This window comes from Streptomyces sp. NPDC104226, from assembly GCF_055584085.1.
The window spans coordinates 70,013-92,617 of record NZ_JBVJMS010000007.1 but is presented as its reverse complement, the minus strand read 5'-3'; the positions used below and the strand labels follow the sequence as shown (position 1 = coordinate 92,617).

The window sequence follows — 22,605 nt, the reverse complement described above, 5'->3', positions numbered from 1 at the left end:
GCCCGCTCCCCGGGCTCAGCCCGGACCCACGCCTCAAACGCCGGCGGGGCTGGATTGTGGCCGGTGTCAGCCTGCATGTGCGGGCTGACACCGGCCGTATCCAGCCCCTCCGGCGTTTGAGGAGCAGGGGTCCGGGGACTGGTCCCCGGCAACGGCGCCGCAGGTGCTCAGCGGCGCCGCATCTCCGCGACCCGCGCACGCTCCGCCTGCTGTTCGTGCAACGGCGGTGCCGCGCTACGGAGCTGGGCCGTCGGGCCACCCCGGCGCTGAACCGGGAGGGGTGATTCCCGGCGCGGGCGCCGACCCGCCATCGACTCCCCGCCGCCGGAGGCACTCGCTCCGGCCACGGTGATCTGCACGCCCTGATCCGCCAGCGCCTGCAACTCCGTACCGGCCCGGTCGTCGTGCGCGGGCGGCTCGTCCGTCACCAGCCGGGTGATCACGTCGGTCGGCACGGTCTGGAACATGGTGTCCGTCCCGAGCTTCGTGTGGTCGGCCAGGACCACCACCTCCGCCGCGGCCTGGACCAGCGCCCGGTCCACGCTCGCGGAGAGCATGTTGGACGTGGACAGCCCGCGCTCGGCGGTGAGGCCGCTGCCGGACAGGAAGGCCCGCGAGACCCGCAGCCCCTGGAGGGACTGCTCGGCACCGCTGCCGACCAGCGCGTAGTTGGACCCCCGCAGGGTTCCGCCCGTCATCACCACCTCCACCCGGTTCGCATGGGCCAGCGCCTGTGCGACGAGCAGCGAGTTGGTGACGACGGTGAGTCCGGGCACCCGGGCGAGCCGGCGGGCCAGCTCCTGGGTGGTGGTGCCGGCGCCGACGACCACGGCCTCGCCTTCTTCGACGAGTCCGGCCGCGACATCGGCGATGGCGGTCTTCTCCGCCGTCGCGAGATGGGACTTTTGCGGAAAGCCGGATTCCCGCGTGAAACCGCCCGGCAGTACCGCACCGCCGTGCCGGCGGTCGAGGAGTCCTTCTGCCTCCAGTGCCCGCACGTCCCGCCGTACGGTCACTTCGGAGGTCTGGACGACGCGGGCGAGCTCCCGGAGCGATACCGCTCCGTTGGCCCGCACCATTTCGAGGATCAATTGGCGACGTTCTGCAGCGAACACGAAACTGACAGTAACCCGGGTGACCGTCTGCTTTCAGCTCCTTGCGCCGGAATTCCGAAGTTGTCCATACCGTGGGGCAGTTAGTGGTATACGCGGTCGGCCCGCCGCGCACCTGCTCCGCGGCGGGCCGACCACCCACTCCAAAGCCCTTGCCCACAAGGGCCGTTATCGGTGTTTACGCCTCACCGGAGGCCTTCCGCGTGTGCAGCTGGCGGGCGACCTCGGCGATCGAGCCGGACAGCGAGGGGTACACGGTGAACGCGTTTGCGATCTGCTCGACCGTCAGGTTGTTGTCGACGGCGATCGAGATCGGGTGGATGAGCTCGCTCGCGCGCGGCGAGACGACCACGCCGCCGACGACGATCCCGGTGCCGGGACGGCAGAACAGCTTCACGAAGCCGTCCCGGATGCCCTGCATCTTGGCGCGCGGGTTGCGCAGCAGCGGGAGCTTGACGACCCGGGCGTCGATCTTGCCGGCGTCCACGTCGGCCTGGGTGTAGCCGACGGTGGCGATCTCGGGGTCGGTGAAGACGTTCGAGGAGACCGTCTTCAGGTTGAGCGGGGCCACCGCGTCGCCGAGGAAGTGGTACATCGCGATGCGGCCCTGCATGGCGGCCACCGACGCGAGGGCGAAGATGCCGGTCACGTCGCCGGCCGCGTACACGCCGGGCGAGGAGGTGCGGGAGACCTTGTCGGTCCAGATGTGCCCGGACTCCTTGAGCTTGACCCCGGACTCCTCCAGGTTCATGTTGCTCGTGTTCGGGATCGCGCCGACCGCCATCAGGCAGTGCGTGCCGCTGATGACCCGGCCGTCGGAGAGGGTGACCTCGACCCGGTCGCCCACCCGCTTGGCGGACTCGGCGCGGGAGCGGCCGATGACGTTCATGCCGCGGCGCCGGAAGACGTCCTCCAGCACGGCGGCGGCGTCCGGGTCCTCGCCGGGGAGCACGCGGTCGCGGGAGGACACGAGGGTCACCCGGGAGCCGAGGGCCTGGTACGCACCGGCGAACTCGGCGCCGGTCACGCCGGAGCCGACCACGATGAGCTCCTCCGGGAGCTCTTCGAGGTCGTAGACCTGGGTCCAGTTCAGGATCCGCTCGCCGTCGGGCATCGCGTCGGGGATCTCGCGGGGGGTGCCGCCGGTCGCGATGAGCACGGCGTCGGCGGTGAGGATCGTCTCGGACCCGTCGGCCGCGGTGACGATGACGTCCCTCGTGCCGTCGATGCCCTGCGGGCCGCCGAGCTTGGCGCGGCCCCGTACGACGCGGGCGCCGGCCCGGGTGACGGAGGCGGTGATGTCGTGGGACTGGGCGAGCGCCAGGCGCTTGACGCGCCGGTTGACCTTGCCGAGGTCCACGCCGACGACGCGCGCGGCCTGCTCGATGTGCGGGGTGTCGTCGGCGACGACGATGCCGAGCTCCTCGTACGACGAGTCGAAGGTCGTCATGACCTCGGCGGTCGCGATGAGAGTCTTGGAGGGCACGCAGTCGGTGAGCACCGACGCGCCGCCCAGACCGTCGCAGTCCACGACGGTCACCTCCGCGCCGAGCTGGGCCCCCACGAGGGCCGCCTCATACCCGCCGGGTCCGCCGCCGATGATCACGATCCGGGTCACGAAAACTCCGCCTCACGTCTACCCGGCCGGCTGCCGCCCCGGCCGGGGCTTCCGGGGGGTCTCCCCGGGGGATGCATTCCGTACGTCATTGTCCCGCACGCATCAAGGTGCTTCACGCCCGGTCCCACCATCCGGGACGCGGGCCCCGTAGGCGGCCGGGAGCGCAGCCGGGGCCGCCCCTCCCGTACCCTCGACCTCATGTCGCTCTACGCCGCGTACGCCGGCAACCTCGACCCGCGGCTGATGACGCGCCGCGCTCCGCATTCGCCGCTGCGCGGCACGGGCTGGATCAACGACTGGCGGCTGACCTTCGGCGGCGAGCAGATGGGCTGGGAGGGCGCGCTGGCGACGATCGTCGAAGCGCCGCGCCACCAGGTCTTCGTCGCGCTGTACGACGTGGCCCCGCTCGACGAGGACTCCATGGACCGGTGGGAGGGCGTCGGGCTCGACATCTACCGCCGCATGCGGGTGCGCGTGCACACGCTGGACGGCGAGGAGGCGGCCTGGGTGTACGTGCTCAACGGCTACGAGGGCGGCCTGCCCTCGGCCCGCTACCTGGGCGAGATCGCCGACGCCGCCGAATCCGCGGGCGCCCCGCACGACTACGTGATGGAACTGCGCAAGCGCCCCTGCTGACCGGCGCCCCGCAGGTCCCGTCCGCCCCGCCGGGGACAATTGGTTGGAAACGACAAAGCAACGATCCGAATACCGTGAGCGGTGCCATCTACGCGCGTAGGCCGAGAGCGGCTACGCTCTTCCGCGTGAACGCATCTGTTACCGACCCCTTCGCCGCCGCCGACGCCGCAGCCGCCCGCCTGCGCGAGCTGACCGGCGCCGAGACCCACGACGTCGCCCTCGTGATGGGCTCCGGCTGGGCCCCCGCCGCGGAGGCGCTCGGCGCGCCCGAGGCCGAGTTCCCCGTCACCGAGCTGCCCGGCTTCCCGCCCCCGGCCGTCGAGGGCCACGGCGGCAAGATCCGCTCGTACAAGATCGGCGACAAGCGCGCGCTGCTCTTCCTCGGCCGGACCCACTACTACGAGGGCCGCGGCGTCGCCGCCGTCGCCCACGGCGTGCGCACCGCCGTCGCCGCCGGCTGCAAGACCGTCGTCCTGACCAACGGCTGCGGTGGCCTGCGCGAGGGCATGAAGCCCGGCCAGCCGGTCCTGATCAGCGACCACCTCAACCTCACGGCCACCTCGCCGATCGTCGGCGCGAACTTCGTGGACCTCACCGACCTGTACTCGCCGCGCCTGCGCGCGATGTGCAAGGAGATCGACGAGACCCTCGAAGAGGGCGTCTACGTGCAGTTCCCCGGCCCGCACTACGAGACCCCGGCCGAGATCAACATGATCCGCGTCATGGGCGCCGACCTGGTCGGCATGTCCACCGTGCTGGAGGCCATCGCCGCCCGCGAGGCCGGCGCCGAGGTGCTCGGCATCTCGCTGGTCACCAACCTGGCGGCGGGCCTGTCCGGCGAGCCGCTGAACCACGAAGAGGTGCTCCAGGCCGGCCGCGACTCGGCCTCGCGCATGGGCAAGCTGCTGACCCAGGTCCTCGCCCGGATCTGAACCGGCGACCCGACCGACGACGAGAGGTAGTGCAGGACGTGCAGGACGATCTGATCGCACGGGCGCAGGCCTGGCTGGCCGAGGACCCGGACCCGGAGACGGCGGACGAGCTCGCGAAGCTCATCGAGGCCGGTGACACCACCGAGCTCGCGGACCGCTTCTCCGGCATGCTGCAGTTCGGCACCGCCGGACTCCGCGGCGAGCTGGGCGCGGGCCCGATGCGGATGAACCGGAACGTGGTGATCCGGGCCGCGGCGGGCCTCGCGGCCTACCTCAAGGCCCAGGGCCACGCCGGCGGCCTGGTCGTCGTCGGCTACGACGCGCGCTACAAGTCGGCCGACTTCGCCCGCGACACCGCCGCGGTGATGACCGGCGCCGGGCTGCGCGCCGCCGTCCTGCCCCGTCCGCTGCCGACGCCCGTCCTCGCGTACGCCATAAGGCACCTGGGCGCCGTCGCCGGCGTCGAGGTGACCGCGAGCCACAACCCGCCCCGGGACAACGGCTACAAGGTCTACCTCGGCGACGGCTCGCAGATCGTCTCCCCGGCCGACGCCGAGATCGCCGCGCAGATCGACGCGATCGCCGCGCTGGCCGACGTACCGCGCGCCGACGGCGGCTGGCAGGACCTCGGCGACGAGGTCCTGGAGGCCTACCTGGCCCGTACGGACGCCGTCCTGACCCCCGGCTCCCCCCGGGGCGTGCGGACCGTCTACACGGCCATGCACGGCGTCGGCAAGGACGTGGTCCTGGCCGCCTTCGCCCGCGCCGGCTTCCCCGCCCCGGTCCTGGTGGCCGAGCAGGCGGAGCCGGACCCGGCCTTCCCGACGGTCGCCTTCCCCAACCCGGAGGAGCCGGGCGCGATGGACCTGTCCTTCGCGAAGGCCGCCGAGGTCAACCCCGACATCGTCATCGCCAACGACCCGGACGCCGACCGGTGCGCCGTGGCCGTCCCGGACCCGGCCTCCGCCTCCGGCTGGCGGATGCTGCGCGGCGACGAGGTCGGCGCGCTGCTCGCCGCCCACCTGGTGCACAAGGGCGCGCGGGGCGTCTTCGCCGAGTCCATCGTCTCCTCCTCCCTCCTGGGCCGGATCGCGGAGGCCGCGGGCGTCGGATACGAGGAGACCCTGACCGGCTTCAAGTGGATCTCCCGCGTCGAGGGCCTGCGCTACGGGTACGAGGAGGCGCTCGGCTACTGCGTGGACCCCGAGGGCGTCCGCGACAAGGACGGCGTCACGGCCGCCCTGCTCGTCGCGGAGCTGGCCTCGGAGCTCAAGGAGCAGGGCCGGACCCTGACCGACCTGCTGGACGACCTGGCCATGGCGCACGGCCTGCACGCCACCGACCAGCTGTCGGTCCGCGTGGAGGACCTGTCGGTCATCGCCTCGGCGATGGCGGCGCTGCGCGCGGAGCCCCCGGCCTCGCTGGCGGGCCTGCGGGTCACCTCGGCGGAGGACCTGAACAAGGGCACGGCGACGCTGCCGCCCACGGACGGTCTGCGCTACTACCTGGAGGGCGACTACAAGGCCCGGGTGATCGTCCGCCCGTCGGGTACGGAGCCCAAGCTGAAGTGCTACCTGGAGGTCGTGGTCCCGGTGGCGGAAGCCTCGGACCTGCTCCCGGCCCGCGCCCGCGGCCAGGAAGTCCTCGACGCGATCAAGAAGGACCTGGCCGCAGCGGCCGGCATCTAGCCTTCTCCACGCGCACCTCGCACTGCTTCGCAGGCTTCGGCCCGCTGCGCCGGACTCCGTCCGTCGGCCCGGCAGGCAGTGCGTCGGCCTCCCGGGCTCCGGCTCGGGGGGCCGTTGCCGTGTCCGGCCGCCCGGCCCCACACCGACCTCCGCCGGTCCGGAGGCCGGTGCAGCCGCGCGACGTTGGGAAGGCCCGCCCGGGCCGAGCCGCGCGAGCGGCGCTTCAGGAAGCGGACGGCGCCGGGCTCGCCGACGGCAGCACCACGTCGCCCAGGGTCGGGACCGACTCCGGCCGGGAGCGGACGGCGGCCGTGCACTCCCAGGCCCTCGGCGGATCCGCGTCGGGACCGCCCAGGACCACCGGGCCCGGCCCCGCCGAGACCGCGTCGCTCTCCGCGAGCGTGCACACCAGCTGCGACAGCGCCACCGGCGGCAGGTCCTCGGGCTTGCGGCTCAGCCGCACCGTGCCCGCCGGGTCCGCCGGCCGCGGCGCCGAGGCCGTCAGCGTGGCCGGCACGTCGGTCGTGAAGCCGGCCTCCAGTTCCTCCGCCGACGGCTCCCGCTGGAGCGCCGCCAGCAGGGCCTGGGCGGCGAACACCGCAGCGTCCCGCGCGGGCTGCTTCTCCGTCCCCGGCACCACCCGCTGGACGCCCACCAGCTGCGCCCCGCAGACCAGTTCCACCGTGGCCCGGATGCCCTGCACCCCGTCCGTTCCCGCGGCGGTGCCGGTCGGGGTCTTGCAGGAGACCCGCGAAGGCGCCGCGCCCACGTCCACCGGCACGGTGGTCGCCCGGATCCCGCAGCCCGACAGGACGCCGACGGACACCAGGCTCAGGGCCGCCACCAGGGCCGCCGTACGCCTCGTCCCGGCCCGGGCCCCTGCCATGGCCCCGGCCCCGGCTCTGGCCCCGGCCCCCGTCCTACTCCTCGTCGCCACCGGCGATCACCTTCCCCACGTCCACCGGCAGCCGCAGCGTGAACAGCGCACCGCCCTCCGCACCGTTCTCCGCGGTGATGTCGCCGCCGTGGATGTGCGCGTTCTCCATCGCGATGGACAGGCCGAGCCCGCTGCCGTCGGACTTCGGCCGCGACGCGCTCGCCTTGTAGAACCGGTCGAAGACGTGCGGCAGTACGGCCTCGGGGATGCCCGGCCCGTTGTCCCGTACCGCGATGACCAGCCAGTCCTCCTCCACCCGGATGGAGACCCGTACCGGCGATCCGCCGTGCTTGAGCGCGTTGCCGATCAGGTTCGCCAGGATCACGTCGAGCCGCCGCGGGTCGAGCCGCGCCACGATCCCGCGCTCCGCGTCGAGTTCGACCGCGTCGAGCCACGCCCGCGTGTCGATGCACGCCGTCACCTGGTCGGCGACGTCCACGTCGTCCAGCACCAGCCGCGCCGTGCCCGCGTCGAAGCGGGTGACCTCCATGAGGTTCTCCACGAGGTCGTTCAGCCGCCTGGTCTCGCTCACGACCAGCCCCACCGCCGGTGCGATCATCGGGTCGAGGAACTCGACCTCGTCCTCCAGCACCTCGGCCACCGCCGTCAACGCCGTCAGCGGCGTGCGCAGTTCGTGGGACATGTCCGCGACGAAACGCCGGCTGGACTCCTCCCGCGCGCTCATGTCGGCGACCTTCTTCTCCAGCGCCTCCGCCGTCTTGTTGAAGGTGTGGGCCAGGTCGGCGAGTTCGTCCGTCCCGGACACCTCCAGCCGGTGGTCCAGCTCCCCTTCGCCGAGCCGGCGCGCCGCGTCGCCGAGCCGCTGCACGGGCCGCAGCACCGTACGGGCCGCGGCCTGCGCGAGCAGCGCGGACCCGAGCAGCGCGAGCCCGGTGGCGATGGTCAACGACCAGGCCAGGGCGTTGAGGTCGTCGCGCTCCTGGGCCAGGGACTTGTACATGTAGCCGGTCGGCCCGCCGCCCACGATCCGGGTGCCGCCGACCAGGTAGGGGTTCCCGTTCGGCTTCGTCCGCTGCCAGTACACGTGGTACGCGGCGTCGTTGGCCGAGGTGGTCTTCTGCCGGTCGTTCACGGCGTGCTGGAGCGACGCCGGTACGTCGGCCAGCGAGAAGGCGTCGGGTCCGGCCGACCCGGCCACCTTGCGGCCTTCCTTCTCGTCCACCAGCAGCACGCTGTAACCGGGGCTGCTGCCCGCCATCATCTCGGCGGCGTGCTGCAGTTCCTCCTGCGTCGGGTCGGCGGGCAGCGCCGCGGCCCGGTTCTGCATCTCCTGCCGGAAGTCGCCGAGGGCGGCGTCCTGGGTCCGGGTCAGGACGGCCTCGCGGTTGAGCCAGTACGCGATCCCGGACGCGGACACGGCGGCGGTCAGCGCGACCAGTGCGAACACGACGAGGAGCCGCAGCCGCAGGCTGGTCCAGCGCCGGCCCGCGAACAGGGCTCTGATCACTGCGGGGAGTCCAGTCGGTAGCCGACGCCCCGCACGGTACGGATCAGGGTGGGCGACGAGGGCACTTCCTCGACCTTGGCGCGCAGCCGCTGCACGCAGGCGTCGACGAGGCGCGAGTCGCCGAGGTAGTCGTGCTCCCACACCAGCCGCAGCAGCTGCTGGCGGGAGAGCGCCTGGCCGGGGCGGCGGCTGAGTTCCAGGAGCAGCCGCAGCTCGGTCGGGGTGAGCTGGAGGTCCTCGCCGTTCTTGGTCACCGTCATGGCGTTGCGGTCGATGACCAGCGAGCCGAAGACGGCGGAGTCGGTGGCCTCGCGCTCGCCGCGGCGCAGCACGGCCCGGATGCGGGCGTCGAGGACCCGCCCCTGGACGGGCTTGACGACGTAGTCGTCCGCCCCCGACTCCAGGCCGACGACCACGTCGATGTCGTCGTTGCGCGCGGTGAGCAGGATGATCGGCAGCTGGTCGGTGCGCCGGACGCGCCGGCACACCTCGAAGCCGTCGATGCCGGGCAGCATGACGTCGAGCACGATCAGGTCGGGCCGCTGCTCACGCAGCAGTTTGAGGCCGTCCTCGCCCGTCGCCGCGGTGGCCACACGGTGGCCCTGGCGGGTCAGGGAGAGTTCGAGGGCCGTGCGGATGGCGTCGTCGTCCTCGATGAGCAACAGGAAAGGCACGGGCTCATTCTGTCCCATCGCCCCTCGGGACTTCGACCGCCCTGCACTTCGAATCCCCGGGCCGTCTCCGCGGGGTCTGCGCGGGGCTCCGGCACGGACCCTGTGACAGGCCTGTGACAGTCGGAGGACACCCCGGTTATGTCGGGCGGGCAGTCTTCTTGGCAACGGACCAGACAGACTCCACGACGGGGGGCGCGAGATGAACACGCTGCACAGCATCAACACCAGCGCGGTTGTCACGCGGCTGCACGATGTGAACCGCCGCACGGCAATCCGTACGGCGACGGCCCCTTCCCGGCGGCCGGCGCACGTGGTGGCCATCGACGCGAAGACCTACGAGCGCCCCTCCGTCCCCGCCCAGCGCACGCCGGGCTCCACGGACGCCCCGGACTCCTCCAACGAGGCCGAGTTCACGGCGTACGTCCAGGAGCGGCGGGCCGCCCTCTACGCGACGGCCTTCCACCTGACCGGCGACCGCTACGAGGCCGAGGACCTGCTGCAGACCGCACTGTTCTCCACGTACCGCGCCTGGGACCGCATCAGCGACAAGGCCGCCGTCGGCGGTTACCTGCGCCGCACGATGACGAACCTGCACATCAGCGCCTGGCGCCGGCGCAAGCTCAACGAGTACCCGACGGAAGAGCTGCCGGAGACGGCCTCGGACACGGACGCCATGGGCGGTACGGAGCTGCGCGCCGTGCTGTGGCAGGCGCTCACCCGCATCCCGGAGCCGCAGCGCACCATGCTGGTGCTCCGCTACTACGAGGGCCGCACGGACCCGGAGATCGCGGAGATCCTCGGCATCAGCGTCGGCACGGTGAAGTCGAGCATCTGGCGTTCGCTGCGCCGCATGCGCGAGGACGAGGCGCTGAGCTTCGGCCACGACGAGTCGGAGTCCTTCGAGGACCTGGTCGCGTAACGGCGGCCACCACACAGACCAAAGGGCCAGGGGGCCCGTCCTGCGGGGGTGGGACGGGGGCCACGGGGGCAAAGGGCGGGATCGGGCGGACGGGGGTCCGCACGGTCCCGCCCTTTGGCATGCCCGGGGCCGGCTACGCGCCGACCGCGGCCCGGTGCCGGCCCGCCGCGGCGGCGGCAAGACGGCCGAGGGCCTCGTCACGGCCGCACGCGTGCGCACCCAGCGCGGTGTGCCGGGCCACGATCCCGCGCTCGGCCCGCATCAGCCGCCAGCCCCGCCGCAGAAGCATCGGCACCGACTTGCGGCCCTCGCGCAGATCCCGGGCCAGCCGGCGCCGGAAGGTGGTGCTGGGCCGCCCGCGCAGGCAGATCGCGTCCGCGAGCAGCCCGAGCTCCTGGCACCGTACGACGACGTCCGCCGCGAAGATCCCCTCGGCTATGAACAGCGGGGTCCGGGCGATGTCCAGAGCCTCCGTGCCGGTCCGCGAGGAGGTGGCGATGTCGTAGACGGGGACCTCGGTCCGCCCGGCCGCACACAGCTCGGCGATCGCGGCCACGGCCGCCTCCGCGTCCCAGGACAGCGGGGAGTCCCAGTCGATGTCGGCACTGCCCTCGACGGACGGGAGCGTCGGGTCGTCGCCGTCCTTGTAGAAGTCGTCCAGGCGCAGCACGGGCAGCCCGGAACGGGCCGCCAGCGAGGACTTGCCGGAACCCGAGGGCCCGGTCAGCAGGACGACACGCGTAGGCAAAGGAGAGGAACAGCTCACGGAACAACAGTGTGAACTATTACCTCGCCCAGGGGACCTGCCCAAAGGCCCGTTGGTATTCAGAATCACATCTCCACTACGCTGCGTGCGCATCCGACTACGAACCCAGGTGGGATCCCCATGGCACGTCACGCAGCCCCGTCCGTACCGAACCGGCTCCGCAGCGCGGGCCTGAGCCTCTCGATGGCCGGCGCCGCCCTCGCGATGGCCGCCGGAGGCGCCCAGGCGGGCGAGCTCGATGTTCCGGCCGCCCTGGCGGGGGTCTCCGACCCGATCTCGAACCTGAAGGTGAATCCGCTGGCCCACACCGGCGTGGACCCGCTGGACAACGGCGTCGCCACCCAGGTCGCGGACTTCCCCTCCGTCGGCACCGGCATGGTCACGGGGATCCTGACCCAGGGGCCGTCGGTCGGCGAGCTGCCCACCGCGGCGGTCTCCTCGCTGCTCGGACCGGTGCTGCCGAAGCAGTAGGCGCGAAGGCGCGAAGAGGCCCCGGCAGCGCGGGGGACACTGCCGGGGCCCGTTTTCGGGGGTGGGGCCTCTAGTACGAGGACCCGCCCGCGCCCAGCGACCCGGTGGGGTGCCAGACGGTCTTGGTCTCCAGGAACGCCGTCATGCGCGCCGTACCCGGGTCCGCGGTCCAGTCGTCCACAGGCTGTGGACGCAGGACGCGCTTGAGGTTGTCCGCGGCCGCGATCTCCAGCTCCTTGGCCAGCGCCTCGTCGGCTCCGGCCAGGTCGATCGCGTTGACGTCCTGGTGGGAGGCCAGGTGCGGGCCCATCTCGGCGGCCTTGCCGGAGAGGACGTTGACCACGCCGCCGGGCAGGTCGGAGGTGGCCAGCACCTCACCGAGGGAGAGCGCCGGGAGCGGCGCCTTCTCGGAGGCGATGACGACGACCGTGTTGCCGGTGGCGATGACCGGGGCGATCACGGAGACCAGTCCGAGGAAGGACGAGGCCTGCGGGGCGACGACGGTGACGACGCCCGTCGGCTCCGGGGTGGAGAGGTTGAAGAACGGGCCCGCGACCGGGTTGGCCCCGCCCACGATCTGGCCGATCTTGTCGGTCCAGCCCGCGTACCAGACCCAGCGGTCGATGGCCGCGTCGACGACGGCCGCGGCCTTCGACTTGGACAGGCCCTCCGCCTCGCCGACCTCGCGGACGAACTGCTCGCGGCGGCCCTCCAGCATCTCGGCGACGCGGTAGAGGATCTGGCCGCGGTTGTACGCGGTCGCGCCCGACCAGCCTCCGAAGGCCTTGCGGGCGGCTACGACCGCGTCCCGGGCGTCCTTGCGGGAGGACAGCGGGGCGTTGGCCAGCCACTTGCCCTTGGAGTCGGTCACCTCGTACACCCGGCCGCTCTCGGAGCGGGGGAACTTGCCCCCGACGTACAGCTTGTAGGTCTTGAAGACGCTCAGACGCGTCGTAGAAGACGAAGAAGACTCAGACATCGAGGTAGCCCTCCAGGCCGTGACGGCCGCCTTCGCGCCCGAAGCCCGACTCCTTGTAGCCGCCGAAGGGCGAGGTCGGGTCGAACTTGTTGAACGTGTTGGCCCAGACGACGCCCGCACGGAGCTTGTTGGCGACCGCGAGGATGCGGCTGCCCTTCTCCGTCCAGATGCCGGCGGACAGGCCGTACTGGGTGTTGTTGGCCTTGGCGACGGCCTCGTCGGGCGTACGGAAGGTCAGCACGGACAGCACCGGGCCGAAGATCTCGTCGCGGGCGACGGTGTGCGACTGGGAGACGTTCGTGAAGAGCGTCGGGGCGAACCAGTAGCCCGCGTTCGGCAGTTCGCACGGCGCCGACCAGCGCTCGGCGCCCTCCGCCTCGCCGGTGTCCGCGAGGGCGGTGATCCGGGCGAGCTGTTCGGCGGAGTTGATCGCGCCGATGTCGGTGTTCTTGTCGAGCGGGTCGCCCAGGCGCAGCGTGGACAGCCGGCGCTTGAGCGAGTCGATCAGCTCGTCGTGGATCGACTCCTGGACCAGGAGGCGCGAGCCCGCGCAGCAGACCTGGCCCTGGTTGAAGAAGATGCCGCTGACGATGCCCTCGACGGCCTGGTCGATCGGGGCGTCGTCGAAGACGATGTTGGCGCCCTTGCCGCCCAGCTCCAGGGTGACCTTCTTGGAGGTGCCGGCGACCTGGCGCGCGATGGCCTTGCCGACGGCGGTGGAGCCGGTGAAGGCGACCTTGTTCACGTCCGGGTGCTCGACGAGGGCAGCGCCCGCGTCCCCGTACCCGGGGAGGATGTTGACGACGCCCTTGGGCAGGCCCGCCTGGCGGCAGATGTCCGCGAAGAAGAGGGCGGAGAGGGGGGTCGTCTGGGCCGGCTTGAGCACGACCGTGTTGCCCGTGGCGAGCGCCGGGGCGATCTTCCAGGCGAGCATCATCAGCGGGAAGTTCCACGGGATGACCTGGCCGGCCACGCCGAGGGGGCGCGGGTTCGCGCCGTAGCCCGCGTGGTCGAGCTTGTCGGCCCAGCCCGCGTAGTAGAAGAAGTGCGCGGCGACGAGCGGCAGGTCCGCGTCGCGGGTCTCCCGGATCGGCTTGCCGTTGTCGAGGGTCTCCAGGACGGCCAGTTCGCGGCTGCGCTCCTGGATGATCCGGGCGATGCGGAAGAGGTACTTGGCGCGCTCGGATCCGGGCAGCGCGGACCACTTCTCGAAGGCCTTGCGGGCGGCCTTGACGGCGCGGTCCACATCGGCGGCGCCGGCCTGCGCGATCTCGGCGAGGACCTCTTCGGAGGCCGGGGAGACGGTCTTGAAGACCTTGCCGTCCGCCGCGTCGGTGAACTCGCCGTCGATGAACAGCCCGTAGGAGGGCGCGATGTCGACGACGGAGCGGGACTCGGGGGCGGGTGCGTACTCGAATGCGGATGCCATGGCGATCAGTCCACCGTCACGTAGTCGGGACCGGAGTACCGGCCGGTGCTCAGCTTCTGGCGCTGCATCAACAGGTCGTTGAGCAGGCTGGAGGCTCCGAAGCGGAACCAGTGGTTGGACAGCCAGTCCTCGCCCACGGTCTCGTTGACCAGGACCAGGAACTTGATCGCGTCCTTGGTGGTCCGGATCCCGCCGGCCGGCTTCACGCCGATCTGGATTCCGGTCTGCGCCTTGAAGTCGCGGACGGCTTCGAGCATGAGGAGCGTGTTGGCGGGCGTCGCGTTGACCCCGACCTTGCCGGTGGACGTCTTGATGAAGTCGGCCCCGGCCATCATGCCGATCCAGGAGGCGCGGCGGATGTTGTCGTACGTGGACAGCTCGCCGGTCTCGAAGATCACCTTGAGGCGGGCCGCGCTGCCGTCGGGGCGGGCGCAGGCCTCCTTCACGGAGCGGATCAGCTCGTAGGTCTCGAGGTAGCGGCCGGCGAGGAAGGCGCCACGGTCGATGACCATGTCGATCTCGTCGGCGCCCGCGGCCACGGCGTCGGCCGTGTCGGCGAGCTTGACGGGCAGGGCCGCGCGGCCGGCCGGGAAGGCGGTGGCGACGGAGGCGACCTTGACGTCGGCGCCGTTCAGGGCGGCCTTGGCGGTGGCCACCATGTCGGGGTACACGCAGACGGCGGCCGTCATGGGCGTGGTGCGGTCGGTCGGATCGGGGTTGGCGGCCTTGGCGGAGAGCGCCCGGACCTTGCCCGGGGTATCCGCGCCTTCCAGCGTCGTCAGGTCGATCATCGAGATGGCGAGGTCGATGGCGTACGCCTTGGCCGTCGTCTTGATCGAGCGGGTGCCGAGGGAGGCCGCGCGGGCCTCCAGGCCGACAGCGTCGACGCCGGGCAGCCCGTGCAGGAAGCGGCGCAGCGCACTGTCGGACGTCGTCACGTCAGCGAATGCGGTGAGGGTGGTGGGCATGGTCACCACATGAGCATATCTACGCGCGTAGCGGCCTGTCACCCCCCTCTGCCGATTCGAGGGGATCCGGAAGGGAATCGCCCCGTCCACTCCGACACGCGTTCGGCCGTTACGTGCCCATTACAGGAGGCGGATCCTCCGGCCTCACACGCTTCGTAACTTTGTCACCAGCAGCCCGCCACACCTGACCCGGCCGAACCAGACCGAAACGGATTCGTCGCGGCATGCGGCTCTCCTCTACCCACTTCCGACCTGACACGGAGTCGTCATGCGTACCGCCCTTGCCCTCCGCACCTCGATCACCACCGCCGCCCTCGCGGGCGCGATGCTCCTGCCCGCCGCCGGCAGCGCCTTCGCCGCGCCGGTCACCGCGACCCCGCAGGCGGCCGCAGCGGCCCCGGCCTCCGACAACAGCCGTTACGAGGGCAAGGCCGTGTACATCGGCGAGGGCCTGGTCGCGGTGCTGCGCAACAAGGTGGAGGGCCCCGAAGCCTGGATCCGCGAGGTGGGGACCGGCTGGAAGCCCGGAGACGCCTACATGAAGCGGATCGTGACGGTGCTGGACCGGAGCAAGCCCGCCGACAGGACCGAGAGCCTGTCGCTCGAGCTGACCAAGGCCGCGAGCGCCCACCCCGTGCTCGTCGTCACCGCCAAGGACGGGCGCGTCACGTCCTTCCCCCTGCCCGCCGGGCAGGCCAGCACGGACTGCCGGGTCGGGCCGGTCGGGCACTCGCTGGGCGCGGGCGTGCGGGCCGAGCTGTACGTCACCGAGAAGGGGCCGAAGGCGGTCCTCTACAACTCCGGCGAGGGAGGCCCCTGGGACACCCTGGACCGCACCCGCCCCTCGCTGCCCGCCACGGAAGGCATCATCGTCCGGATCCTGAACCCCAGCAGCGCCACGCCCGTCCTCGAATGGAAGACGCAGGGCGGCGGCACCCCGTTCGGCCGGGCAGCGTTCCCCGCGTTCCCCAAGGGCTGCCGGCCGGGCTACGCGTTCACCGAGACCAAGCCGGCGCCGAAGCCCTCCACGCCCGCCCCGTCGAAGCCCAAGCCGCAGACGGCCGTGGTTCCGAAGGGGCCGGTCGCGGCGGGTGCCGAGCTCGGTACGGAAGACACCCAGGGCGCCCCGGTCGCGGTCGCCGGTGCCGGGGTCCTCTCGGTGGGCCTCCTGCTCGGTACGGCCTTCGCGGTCCGCAACCGCAGGGCCCGCTCCCGCGGCTGAGCACGGCCCGGGCAGTCCCGTTCGCGTGCCCTCCGGCGCGTCGCCCTCGTGGTGGCCCGCCGGGGGGCGTCCGGAGGGGCTCCGGACGGGGTTCCGGCCTCGTCCGGGCCTCGTACGCTTCGGATGCGGGTGCGGTCGTCGGACTGCTGTTCGTCGTTACGCAGCCATGACAGGACGACCACGGTCCGGTCGATCAAGATCCGTAGATTTCTCCTCAGCAGCCCCGCAGACCTGACCGGACGACATCCCGACAGCGACACCGCGGCATGCGACTCTCCGCCCCTTCCCAGACAATGCTTCCAGGAGTCGTTATGCGAACCGCCCTCCGTACCTCGATCGTCACCGCCGCCCTCGCCGGAGCGCTCCTGGCGCCCGCCGCGACGGCCATCGCCGCGCCCGACCGGGCCGCGCAGGCCGTGACCGCGGTGTCGGCGGACCCTTCGGGCAACGACCGCTACGACGGCGAGACCGTTCTCGTCGCCAAGGGCCGCATCGCCGTGCTCCGCAACGGAGCGGAGGGACCCGAGGTCTGGATCCGCGCGGTCTCCCCCGACTGGAAGCCGGGCGACGGCTGGGCCGGCCGCGTGCTGGCCAAGCTCGACCCCACCCACAAGCGCGCCGTCATCGAGGGCGTCCAGTACGACCTCCGGAAGGTCGCGGTCGGCCAGGACAAGAACCGCTACGGGCTCGACGTCCACGTGCTGGGCGAGGGCGCCTCCAGCGGCTGGTACCTGCTGCCCAAGGCCGCCCCCGCCACCACGCCCCCGGTGAAGTCCCCGGCGAAGCCGGCAGCGAAGCCGGCCGCCGTGTCCCCCGCCAAGCCGCAGACCGCCGTGGTCCCCAAGGGCCCCGTCGCCGCCGGCGCCGAGTTCACCGGTGCCGCCGAAGCCTCCGGGAACACGCAGGCCGCCGCCGCGGACACCGACGACAGCATCACCGCGGCCACCTCCGCCGCCCTCCTCGCGATATTCGGCGGGCTGGGCACCACCCTCGCCGTCCGCGCCCGCAAGGCCCGCGTCCGCGGCTGAGCCGTCCCGCCCCCCAGCCGCTCGTTCCCGCTTCCGGCGGGCCACCCCACGGTGGCCCGCCGCAGGCCGTTCCCCGGAGTCGTTCCCATGGTTCACCGCGTTCACCGCCCGTCCCGCCGCCGTCCGCTGCTCGCCGCCGCCCTGCTCGGCCCGCTGGCCCTGGCCGCCCTGACCGGGTGCGGCGGCGCCGCTCCGGCCGCCACGCCGCCCCCGCACGTCGCCGAGACCTCCGCCGCTCCCGTGCCCCCCGCGGCCGCGCCGTCGGCTTCGGCGCCGCCGGCCGCGGCCCTGCCCGCCTCCGCGCCCGTCCGGGTGAGGATCGCCTCGGCCGGCGTGGACGCCTCGCCGGTGCTGGAGCTCGGGCTGGCCTCCGACGGCACGGTCCAGGTGCCCTCCGTAGCGGACGGCGACAAGATCGGCTGGTACACCAAGGGGGTCACCCCCGGCGAGACCGGCCCGGCGGTGCTGATCGGCCACTTCGACACCGCGCGCGGGCCGGCCGTCCTGCGCAACGTCTCGCGCGTCCACACCGGCGACGAGATCAGGGTGACCAGGGCGGACGGCACCGAAGCCGTCTTCCGGGTGCGCGAGCTGGAGCAGGTGGACAAGAAGGAGTTCCCCACCGCGAAGGTCTACGGGGACACCCCGCGCCCGGAGCTGCGCGTGATCACCTGCGGCGGTGACATCACCGACGGTCACCGCCCCGACAACATCATCCTGTACGCCGATCTCGTGGGGTGAGACGGCGTGAGGCAGAATCGGCCGCATGAGCAGCGATCAGCCCACCGAAGAGCCGGCGTACGACGACCGGGTCTACCGCTCCCCGATGGCCACCGTCACCGGGGTGATGCTGCTCGCCCTGCTCGCGTGGCTCTGCGGCGACGCCGTGGTGCGGGGGCACGGGAACGTCCCGTGGATCGCCCTCGCGGTCGCCCTGCTCCTGGCTCCGCTCATCGTGGCGTTCACGGTCCGTCCGGCCGTCTTCGCCAACGCCGACCGGCTGCGCGTGCGCAACCCCTTCCGGGTCATCGAGCTCCCCTGGGCCGCCGTCGACGTACTGCGGGCCCGCTTCTCCGCCGAGGTGCTCGCGGAGGGGAGGACGTACCAGCTCTGGTCGATCCCGGTCTCCCTGCGGGAGCGCAACAAGGCCAACCGCCGCCAGACGCGCCGGCTCGGCACGGGCAACGGGCAGAACAAGACCCCGGACGGGGAAGTCCGCCGGGCCTCCGCGGACCGGACCATGGACGAACTGCGGACCCTGCACGAGCACGGTGCCTCGCGGACCGGCGCCCAGGGCTCGGTTCAGGTCTCCTGGTCGTACGAGATCATCGCGCCCGCCGTGATCGGCGCGCTGATCCTGATTGTGCTCCTCGCCACCGGCTGACCGGCGGTTTCCCCGGAACCGCCGGGGACGGAAGCCGCGTCTCCACTGGCGTGCACCGTCTCAAGGACAAGCGTGTCAAGGGCAGCGGCAGCGCCGCCGTACAGCTGTGGATCCGGCTCCTCGCCGGGGTCCTGCTGGGCGCCCACCTCCTCCTCGTCGGCTGGCTGATGCTGCGCCCGCTGGACGTGCCCTGGGCGGCTGCCGCCAACCTGACCCCGCTGGAGGGGATCAGGGCGGACCTCACCCAAGGCCCCCTGGAGGCCGCCCGCCGGATCGGCGGCGGGCTGGCACTGCTGGCCCCGCTCGGGGTGCTGCTGCCGCTGCTCAGCGGGCGGGTGGAGCTCGCGCCGCTGGCGACCTGGTCCTCGCTGGCCCGGACGGCCGCCGCGGGCGCGCTGGTCTCGGTCGGCATCGAGATGCTGCAGACTGCGGTCCCGGGGCAGGTGGTCGATGTGGATTCGGTGCTGCTGAACACCCTCGGCGTGATGCTCGCGCACCTGGCCGTGGTCCCGGCCCTGAGGGCCCGGATGCGTCGATCTCAGGGGGCGACCCCGAGAATTCCCAGGGTCGGGCTCGGCCCCTGGACCGACGTTCTGTCCTCTGTTCAGCGGGAGTATTGAGGCATCGCGGGAAAACCTCCCGCGGACCGCACCACTACTGAACCGCACCACGACAGAGGAGAGACCATGAGCGCCCTTGCCCGCCCCCGTGACGGACGATGGATCGGCGGAGTCTGTGCCGGTCTGGCGCGCCGCTTCGGAATATCCGCGAACACGATGCGGATCATCTTCGTCGTTTCGTGCCTGCTGCCCGGCCCGCAGTTCCTCCTTTACCTGGCGCTGTGGGTGCTCCTGCCGAACGAGAAGTCGGGCACGACGTCCGCCGCCACCGGCTGGTAGCCGGCAGGACCAGGAATTCAGCGCGCGGCGCGGACCTTCTGGAGTTGCTTGTCCGCGACCTCGTGCGGGACCTGGGGGGCCTGGGGTCCACCCGTGACGTTGAGCGCCATGAGGCGCATGACCGTGTCCCCTTGGCGTACGACGACCAGGTGGACCTGTGCGGTGACGCCTCCGGCGGCTGCGGTCGTCGTCCAGCTGACGCTCTCGTCGCCGCCCGTCTTGTAGTCGGCCGCCTTCACGTCGCGGTACGTGCCGGTCTGCTTCTCGACGGTGGCGGTGAAGCCGCCCGCGCAGGCGGCCACGGCGTCCTTCAGTCGGGTGATCAGCGTCTTGGCGTCGGACTCGGCGTAGGAGCTGACGGAGGCGGAGATGGCCAGGCCGAGCTGCTTCTGGGAGCCGATGCCCCGGTTGACCGTCGCGCGCGCCGCCGGGTCGGGCTTGTCGCCCATGATGTCGGCGAGCGGCTGGCAGGCCTTGCGGTCCGCCTGCGGCTGGCCGTCGGGGGCGTTCGGGTTCTTGCCGTTCGCGGAGATCTGGTAGCCGGTCAGGTCGCCCTGCTGCAGGGCGGCGCGCTCCAGCCTGCTCGCGCCCGGCTTGGGGCCGGTCGTACCGCCGGTGCCGCCCGTGTCACCGGATCCGCCGGTGCCCGCGGAGCCCTCCGGGCCGGACCCGCCGGCCGAGCCCGCCGTAGCGGACTGCCCGGGCACGCTCGCGGAGCCCTTCGGGTCCGGGTCCTTGCCGGAGGCAGGGGTGTTCGTACTGCCGCAGCCCACCGTCGCTGAGAGCAGGGCGGGGAGCAGCACGGCCGCGGCCGTTCGTGCCTTCATGCGCATGGTCGAAACCTCATACCCAGTGTTTTGGCGGGCAGTTGGCGGCGATCCTGGCACATGACGCGACGCGGCACACACCTGCTCGAAGAGGCGTGCGCCGCGTGGGCGTGCGTGCGAATCGCGTACGGGTCGCGTACGGATCCGGCAGGGGATCCGAAGTGGATCAGGCGCCGAGGCCGCTGGTCGGCAGGCCGCCGAGCAGGCCGGTCACCGTGCCGAGCGCGGCGGCCGGGTCGGTCGCCTCGGGGGCCTTCTGGCCCTCGTCGGCGGTCACGTGCTGCTGGCTGGTCGCACCTTGGACGGCGCCCGTGACGGTGCCCAGAGCGTCACCGAGACCCACGGCGGGGACGGCGGCCGAGGCGGTACCGGCGGCGACGGCGGCGAAGGCGGCACCGAGAGCGGCGACACCGAGGGTCTTGGCAGCTGACTGCTTCATGAAGAATCGTCCTTGCGACGGGGAAATGAGCGGCTCCGCAAACTAGTCACTTCAAACCCCCTCCCGCAAACATCATTAAATACGAGAAAGCGCCCGGGAATTGCTCCTCCCGGGCGCTTTCAGTCCGTCACGCCATGGCCTAGGCCGAGACGGAACCGCTGGTGGAAGCGGTTTGACGGAACAGCCATTCCGACTTCAGCTCCGCATAACCGGGCTTGATCACGTCGTTGATCATGGCCAGTCGTTCATCGAAAGGAATGAACGCGGACTTCATCGCATTGACCGTGAACCACTGCATGTCGTCGAGCGAGTAGCCGAAGGTGTCGACCAGGTGCTCGAACTCGCGGCTCATGCTGGTCCCGCTCATCAGCCGGTTGTCGGTGTTGACGGTCAGCCTGAAGTGCAGTTTCCGCAGCAGGCCGATCGGGTGCTCGGCGTAGGAGGCCGCCGCACCCGTCTGCAGGTTCGACGTCGGGCACATCTCCAGCGGGATCCGCTTGTCCCGGACGTACGAGGCCAGGCGGCCCAGCGTCACGGAGCCGTCGGCGGCGACCTCGATGTCGTCGATGATCTTCACGCCGTGGCCGAGCCGGTCGGCGCCGCACCACTGCAGGGCCTGCCAGATCGACGGCAGGCCGAAGGCCTCGCCCGCGTGGATGGTGAAGTGGTTGTTCTCGCGCTTGAGGTACTCGAAGGCGTCGAGGTGGCGGGTGGGAGGGAACCCGGCCTCGGCGCCGGCGATGTCGAAGCCGACGACGCCGTTGTCGCGGTAGCGGTTGGCCAGTTCCGCGATCTCCAGCGCACGGGCCGCGTGCCGCATGGCGGTCAGCAGCGCGCCGACGCGGATCCGGTGTCCGTTGGCCTTCGCGCGGCGCTCGCCCTCGCGGAAGCCCTCGTTGACCGTCTCGACGACCTCTTCGAGGGTCAGGCCGGCTTCCAGGTGCTGCTCGGGCGCGTAGCGGATCTCCGCGTAGACGACGCCGTCCTCGGCGAGGTCCTCGGCGCACTCGGCGGCCACCCGGAAGAGGGCCGCCTTCGTCTGCATGACCGCACAGGTGTGGGCGAACGTCTCCAGGTACCGCGGGAGGGAGCCGGAGTCGGCGGCTTCCCGGAACCAGATGCCGAGCTTGTCGGCGTCGGACTCGGGAAGGTTCTCGTAGCCGACCTCGCGGGCCAGCTCGATGATGGTCCCGGGGCGCAGACCACCGTCGAGGTGGTCGTGCAGGAGCACCTTCGGGGAGCGGCGGATCTGATCCGGGGTGGGCAGGTTGGGGGTCTCGCTCGTCATCTGGGCACTCTAGCTCCTACGCGCGTAGAGCGGTGAGACGGTGGGCGTTGCCGATATGTAACAGTGACCGCGCGGACGGGTGGCGTACACCTCCGCGTCTGAGACTGTTCCGTCATGGCACAGCATGCGCCGCCGGCGCGCGGGGCCCGCCTGGGGCGGGCGGCCGGCGCGACCGGCCCGGTATCAACGGTCAGTGGTGTGGTGCTCCTTCTCCCCGGAGCGTCCAGATTGTCCCCCGGTCCGGTACGTCCGCTGGCGCGGGCCCTGGCCCGTGCGGGTGCGGCGGACGGGCTGGTCACGCACCAGGTCGTCCACGGAGCGGGAACCCGCGAAGGGGACGCCGAGTGGGCCGCGGACGAGGTGGTGCGGCGGTACGGGGACGTACCGGTGTGCCTGGCCGGCTACGACGCGGGCGGGCGGGCGGCGCTCGCCGCGGCGGGCCACGAGGCCGTCAACTCCGTTCTGGCGCTCGCCCCTTCGCTCTCCCGCCCGTCGGAGGAGGACTCCCCCGAACCGGTGAAGCAGCTCTCGGGCCGCCGGGTCCTGATCGTGCACGGCACCAACGACGCCCGCAGCGACCCGGAGTTGTCGTACCGGCTGGCGACCCGGGCGAAGAAGGCGAACCGCACGACGTGCCGCTTCGAGGTGCACTCGGACGGACACGGACTGCGCGAGCACCAGGCCGAAGTCGTGGCCCTGTCCGTGGACTTCGTGCTGGGCTCCGTGTTCTCCGGGCCCTACTCACGGCCCGTCACCGACGCGCTGGCGGCTCCCCCGCCGCTGGGTCTGCGCATGCCGCTGGCCTCCGGCTACGGACGCTCCCTGCGCGGCTGAAGGCGGCCGCGCGAGGCCGCCGCCGGCCGCGCCGCCCCCGCCCGGTCGGATGACACGGGCGGGCCGGCGCGACCACCTTGAGGCACG

At 72.1% G+C, this 22,605-nt stretch carries 24 protein-coding genes; 12 read left to right on the top strand and 12 right to left on the bottom strand.

Going from position 1 to position 22,605, the window contains the following annotated elements:
• Nucleotides 1–167: 167 nt before the first annotated feature.
• Nucleotides 168–1,115 (bottom strand): DeoR/GlpR family DNA-binding transcription regulator, encoded by a 948-nt coding sequence (locus tag ACZ60J_RS22455; protein ID WP_469684276.1) that lies wholly within the window; start codon nt 1,113–1,115, stop codon nt 168–170.
• A gap of 175 nt (nt 1,116–1,290) precedes the next feature.
• Entirely contained in the window at nt 1,291–2,730 is a 1,440-nt protein-coding gene (locus ACZ60J_RS22450) for an NAD(P)H-quinone dehydrogenase (RefSeq protein ID WP_469684274.1), read from the bottom strand.
• A gap of 198 nt (nt 2,731–2,928) precedes the next feature.
• Between ACZ60J_RS22450 and ACZ60J_RS22445 the strand changes: the two genes are divergently transcribed.
• The 3 genes from ACZ60J_RS22445 to ACZ60J_RS22435 all read left to right on the top strand — a co-directional run bounded on the left by ACZ60J_RS22445 (nt 2,929) and on the right by ACZ60J_RS22435 (nt 5,986).
• The gene (locus tag ACZ60J_RS22445) at nt 2,929–3,366 is read left to right on the top strand and encodes a gamma-glutamylcyclotransferase family protein (RefSeq protein WP_469684273.1); all 438 of its coding nucleotides are present in this window, start codon (nt 2,929–2,931) and stop codon (nt 3,364–3,366) included.
• A 125-nt stretch (nt 3,367–3,491) separates the two neighbouring features.
• The gene (locus ACZ60J_RS22440; protein ID WP_469684271.1) at nt 3,492–4,298 is read left to right on the top strand and encodes a purine-nucleoside phosphorylase; all 807 of its coding nucleotides are present in this window, start codon (nt 3,492–3,494) and stop codon (nt 4,296–4,298) included.
• Nucleotides 4,299–4,336: 38 nt separating this feature from the next.
• Nucleotides 4,337–5,986, top strand: coding sequence for a phospho-sugar mutase (locus ACZ60J_RS22435; protein WP_469684269.1), 1,650 nt, complete (start codon nt 4,337–4,339; stop codon nt 5,984–5,986).
• A gap of 223 nt (nt 5,987–6,209) precedes the next feature.
• Here ACZ60J_RS22435 and ACZ60J_RS22430 read toward each other — a convergent pair whose 3' ends face one another.
• From ACZ60J_RS22430 to afsQ1, 3 genes are read right to left on the bottom strand one after another with little or no spacing between them, the layout of a single operon-like run.
• The gene (locus ACZ60J_RS22430; protein WP_469684267.1) at nt 6,210–6,872 is read right to left on the bottom strand and encodes a hypothetical protein; all 663 of its coding nucleotides are present in this window, start codon (nt 6,870–6,872) and stop codon (nt 6,210–6,212) included.
• Nucleotides 6,873–6,906: 34 nt separating this feature from the next.
• The gene (locus ACZ60J_RS22425) at nt 6,907–8,490 is read right to left on the bottom strand and encodes a sensor histidine kinase (protein ID WP_469684863.1); all 1,584 of its coding nucleotides are present in this window, start codon (nt 8,488–8,490) and stop codon (nt 6,907–6,909) included.
• On the bottom strand, nt 8,388–9,065 hold the full coding sequence (gene afsQ1 / locus ACZ60J_RS22420; RefSeq protein ID WP_250746240.1) for a two-component system response regulator AfsQ1: 678 nt from the start codon (nt 9,063–9,065) through the stop codon (nt 8,388–8,390). Before afsQ1 ends, ACZ60J_RS22425 begins: the two co-directional genes overlap by 103 nt.
• Before the next feature lie 199 nt (nt 9,066–9,264).
• Between afsQ1 and ACZ60J_RS22415 the strand changes: the two genes are divergently transcribed.
• Nucleotides 9,265–9,984, top strand: a complete 720-nt coding sequence (locus tag ACZ60J_RS22415; RefSeq protein WP_469684265.1) for a SigE family RNA polymerase sigma factor — start codon at nt 9,265–9,267, stop codon at nt 9,982–9,984.
• 133 nt (nt 9,985–10,117) lie between these two features.
• Here ACZ60J_RS22415 and ACZ60J_RS22410 read toward each other — a convergent pair whose 3' ends face one another.
• On the bottom strand, nt 10,118–10,843 hold the full coding sequence (locus ACZ60J_RS22410) for a uridine kinase family protein (RefSeq protein WP_469684263.1): 726 nt from the start codon (nt 10,841–10,843) through the stop codon (nt 10,118–10,120).
• 27 nt (nt 10,844–10,870) lie between these two features.
• Between ACZ60J_RS22410 and ACZ60J_RS22405 the strand changes: the two genes are divergently transcribed.
• Nucleotides 10,871–11,221: a hypothetical protein gene (locus tag ACZ60J_RS22405; RefSeq protein WP_469684262.1), complete on the top strand. Its 351-nt coding sequence runs from the start codon at nt 10,871–10,873 to the stop codon at nt 11,219–11,221.
• A 70-nt stretch (nt 11,222–11,291) separates the two neighbouring features.
• Here the strand turns inward: ACZ60J_RS22405 and ACZ60J_RS22400 are convergent, their stop codons facing one another.
• From ACZ60J_RS22400 to deoC, 3 genes are read right to left on the bottom strand one after another with little or no spacing between them, the layout of a single operon-like run.
• Nucleotides 11,292–12,200, bottom strand: a complete 909-nt coding sequence (locus ACZ60J_RS22400; RefSeq protein ID WP_469684260.1) for an aldehyde dehydrogenase family protein — start codon at nt 12,198–12,200, stop codon at nt 11,292–11,294.
• A complete protein-coding gene (locus ACZ60J_RS22395; RefSeq protein ID WP_469684258.1) occupies nt 12,193–13,629 on the bottom strand; it encodes an aldehyde dehydrogenase family protein in 1,437 nt (478 codons plus the stop codon). The genes ACZ60J_RS22400 and ACZ60J_RS22395 overlap by 8 nt, the downstream gene beginning before the upstream one ends.
• A gap of 5 nt (nt 13,630–13,634) precedes the next feature.
• The gene (gene deoC / locus ACZ60J_RS22390) at nt 13,635–14,597 is read right to left on the bottom strand and encodes a deoxyribose-phosphate aldolase (protein WP_469684861.1); all 963 of its coding nucleotides are present in this window, start codon (nt 14,595–14,597) and stop codon (nt 13,635–13,637) included.
• 268 nt (nt 14,598–14,865) lie between these two features.
• On the opposite strand from deoC, the gene ACZ60J_RS22385 reads away from it, so the two are divergent.
• From ACZ60J_RS22385 to ACZ60J_RS22360, 6 genes are all read left to right on the top strand, one after another.
• Nucleotides 14,866–15,819, top strand: coding sequence for a hypothetical protein (locus ACZ60J_RS22385; RefSeq protein WP_469684256.1), 954 nt, complete (start codon nt 14,866–14,868; stop codon nt 15,817–15,819).
• 311 nt (nt 15,820–16,130) lie between these two features.
• Nucleotides 16,131–16,847 carry a hypothetical protein gene (locus tag ACZ60J_RS22380; RefSeq protein WP_469684254.1) on the top strand — a complete coding sequence of 239 codons (717 nt, stop codon included), beginning with the start codon at nt 16,131–16,133 and terminating at the stop codon, nt 16,845–16,847.
• An 87-nt stretch (nt 16,848–16,934) separates the two neighbouring features.
• Nucleotides 16,935–17,588, top strand: coding sequence for a class F sortase (locus ACZ60J_RS22375; RefSeq protein WP_469684252.1), 654 nt, complete (start codon nt 16,935–16,937; stop codon nt 17,586–17,588).
• A gap of 25 nt (nt 17,589–17,613) precedes the next feature.
• A complete protein-coding gene (locus tag ACZ60J_RS22370; protein WP_469684250.1) occupies nt 17,614–18,231 on the top strand; it encodes a PH domain-containing protein in 618 nt (205 codons plus the stop codon).
• 50 nt (nt 18,232–18,281) lie between these two features.
• Nucleotides 18,282–18,851 carry a VanZ family protein gene (locus tag ACZ60J_RS22365; protein ID WP_469684248.1) on the top strand — a complete coding sequence of 190 codons (570 nt, stop codon included), beginning with the start codon at nt 18,282–18,284 and terminating at the stop codon, nt 18,849–18,851.
• Between the two features lie 66 nt (nt 18,852–18,917).
• Complete coding sequence (locus tag ACZ60J_RS22360) at nt 18,918–19,130, top strand: PspC domain-containing protein (protein ID WP_469684246.1); 213 nt, start codon at nt 18,918–18,920, stop codon at nt 19,128–19,130.
• Between the two features lie 17 nt (nt 19,131–19,147).
• On the opposite strand, the gene ACZ60J_RS22355 is transcribed toward ACZ60J_RS22360, so the two are convergent.
• The 3 genes from ACZ60J_RS22355 to ACZ60J_RS22345 form a co-directional block, all read right to left on the bottom strand.
• Nucleotides 19,148–19,957: a sensor domain-containing protein gene (locus tag ACZ60J_RS22355; protein WP_469684244.1), complete on the bottom strand. Its 810-nt coding sequence runs from the start codon at nt 19,955–19,957 to the stop codon at nt 19,148–19,150.
• Between the two features lie 166 nt (nt 19,958–20,123).
• Complete coding sequence (locus ACZ60J_RS22350) at nt 20,124–20,396, bottom strand: hypothetical protein (protein WP_469684242.1); 273 nt, start codon at nt 20,394–20,396, stop codon at nt 20,124–20,126.
• Nucleotides 20,397–20,535: 139 nt separating this feature from the next.
• Nucleotides 20,536–21,684, bottom strand: coding sequence for an adenosine deaminase (locus ACZ60J_RS22345; RefSeq protein ID WP_469684240.1), 1,149 nt, complete (start codon nt 21,682–21,684; stop codon nt 20,536–20,538).
• 114 nt (nt 21,685–21,798) lie between these two features.
• Here ACZ60J_RS22345 and ACZ60J_RS22340 point away from each other — a divergent pair, with 114 nt between their 5' ends.
• Entirely contained in the window at nt 21,799–22,518 is a 720-nt protein-coding gene (locus ACZ60J_RS22340) for an alpha/beta hydrolase (RefSeq protein ID WP_469684238.1), read from the top strand.
• The last annotated feature ends 87 nt before the right edge of the window (nt 22,519–22,605 follow it).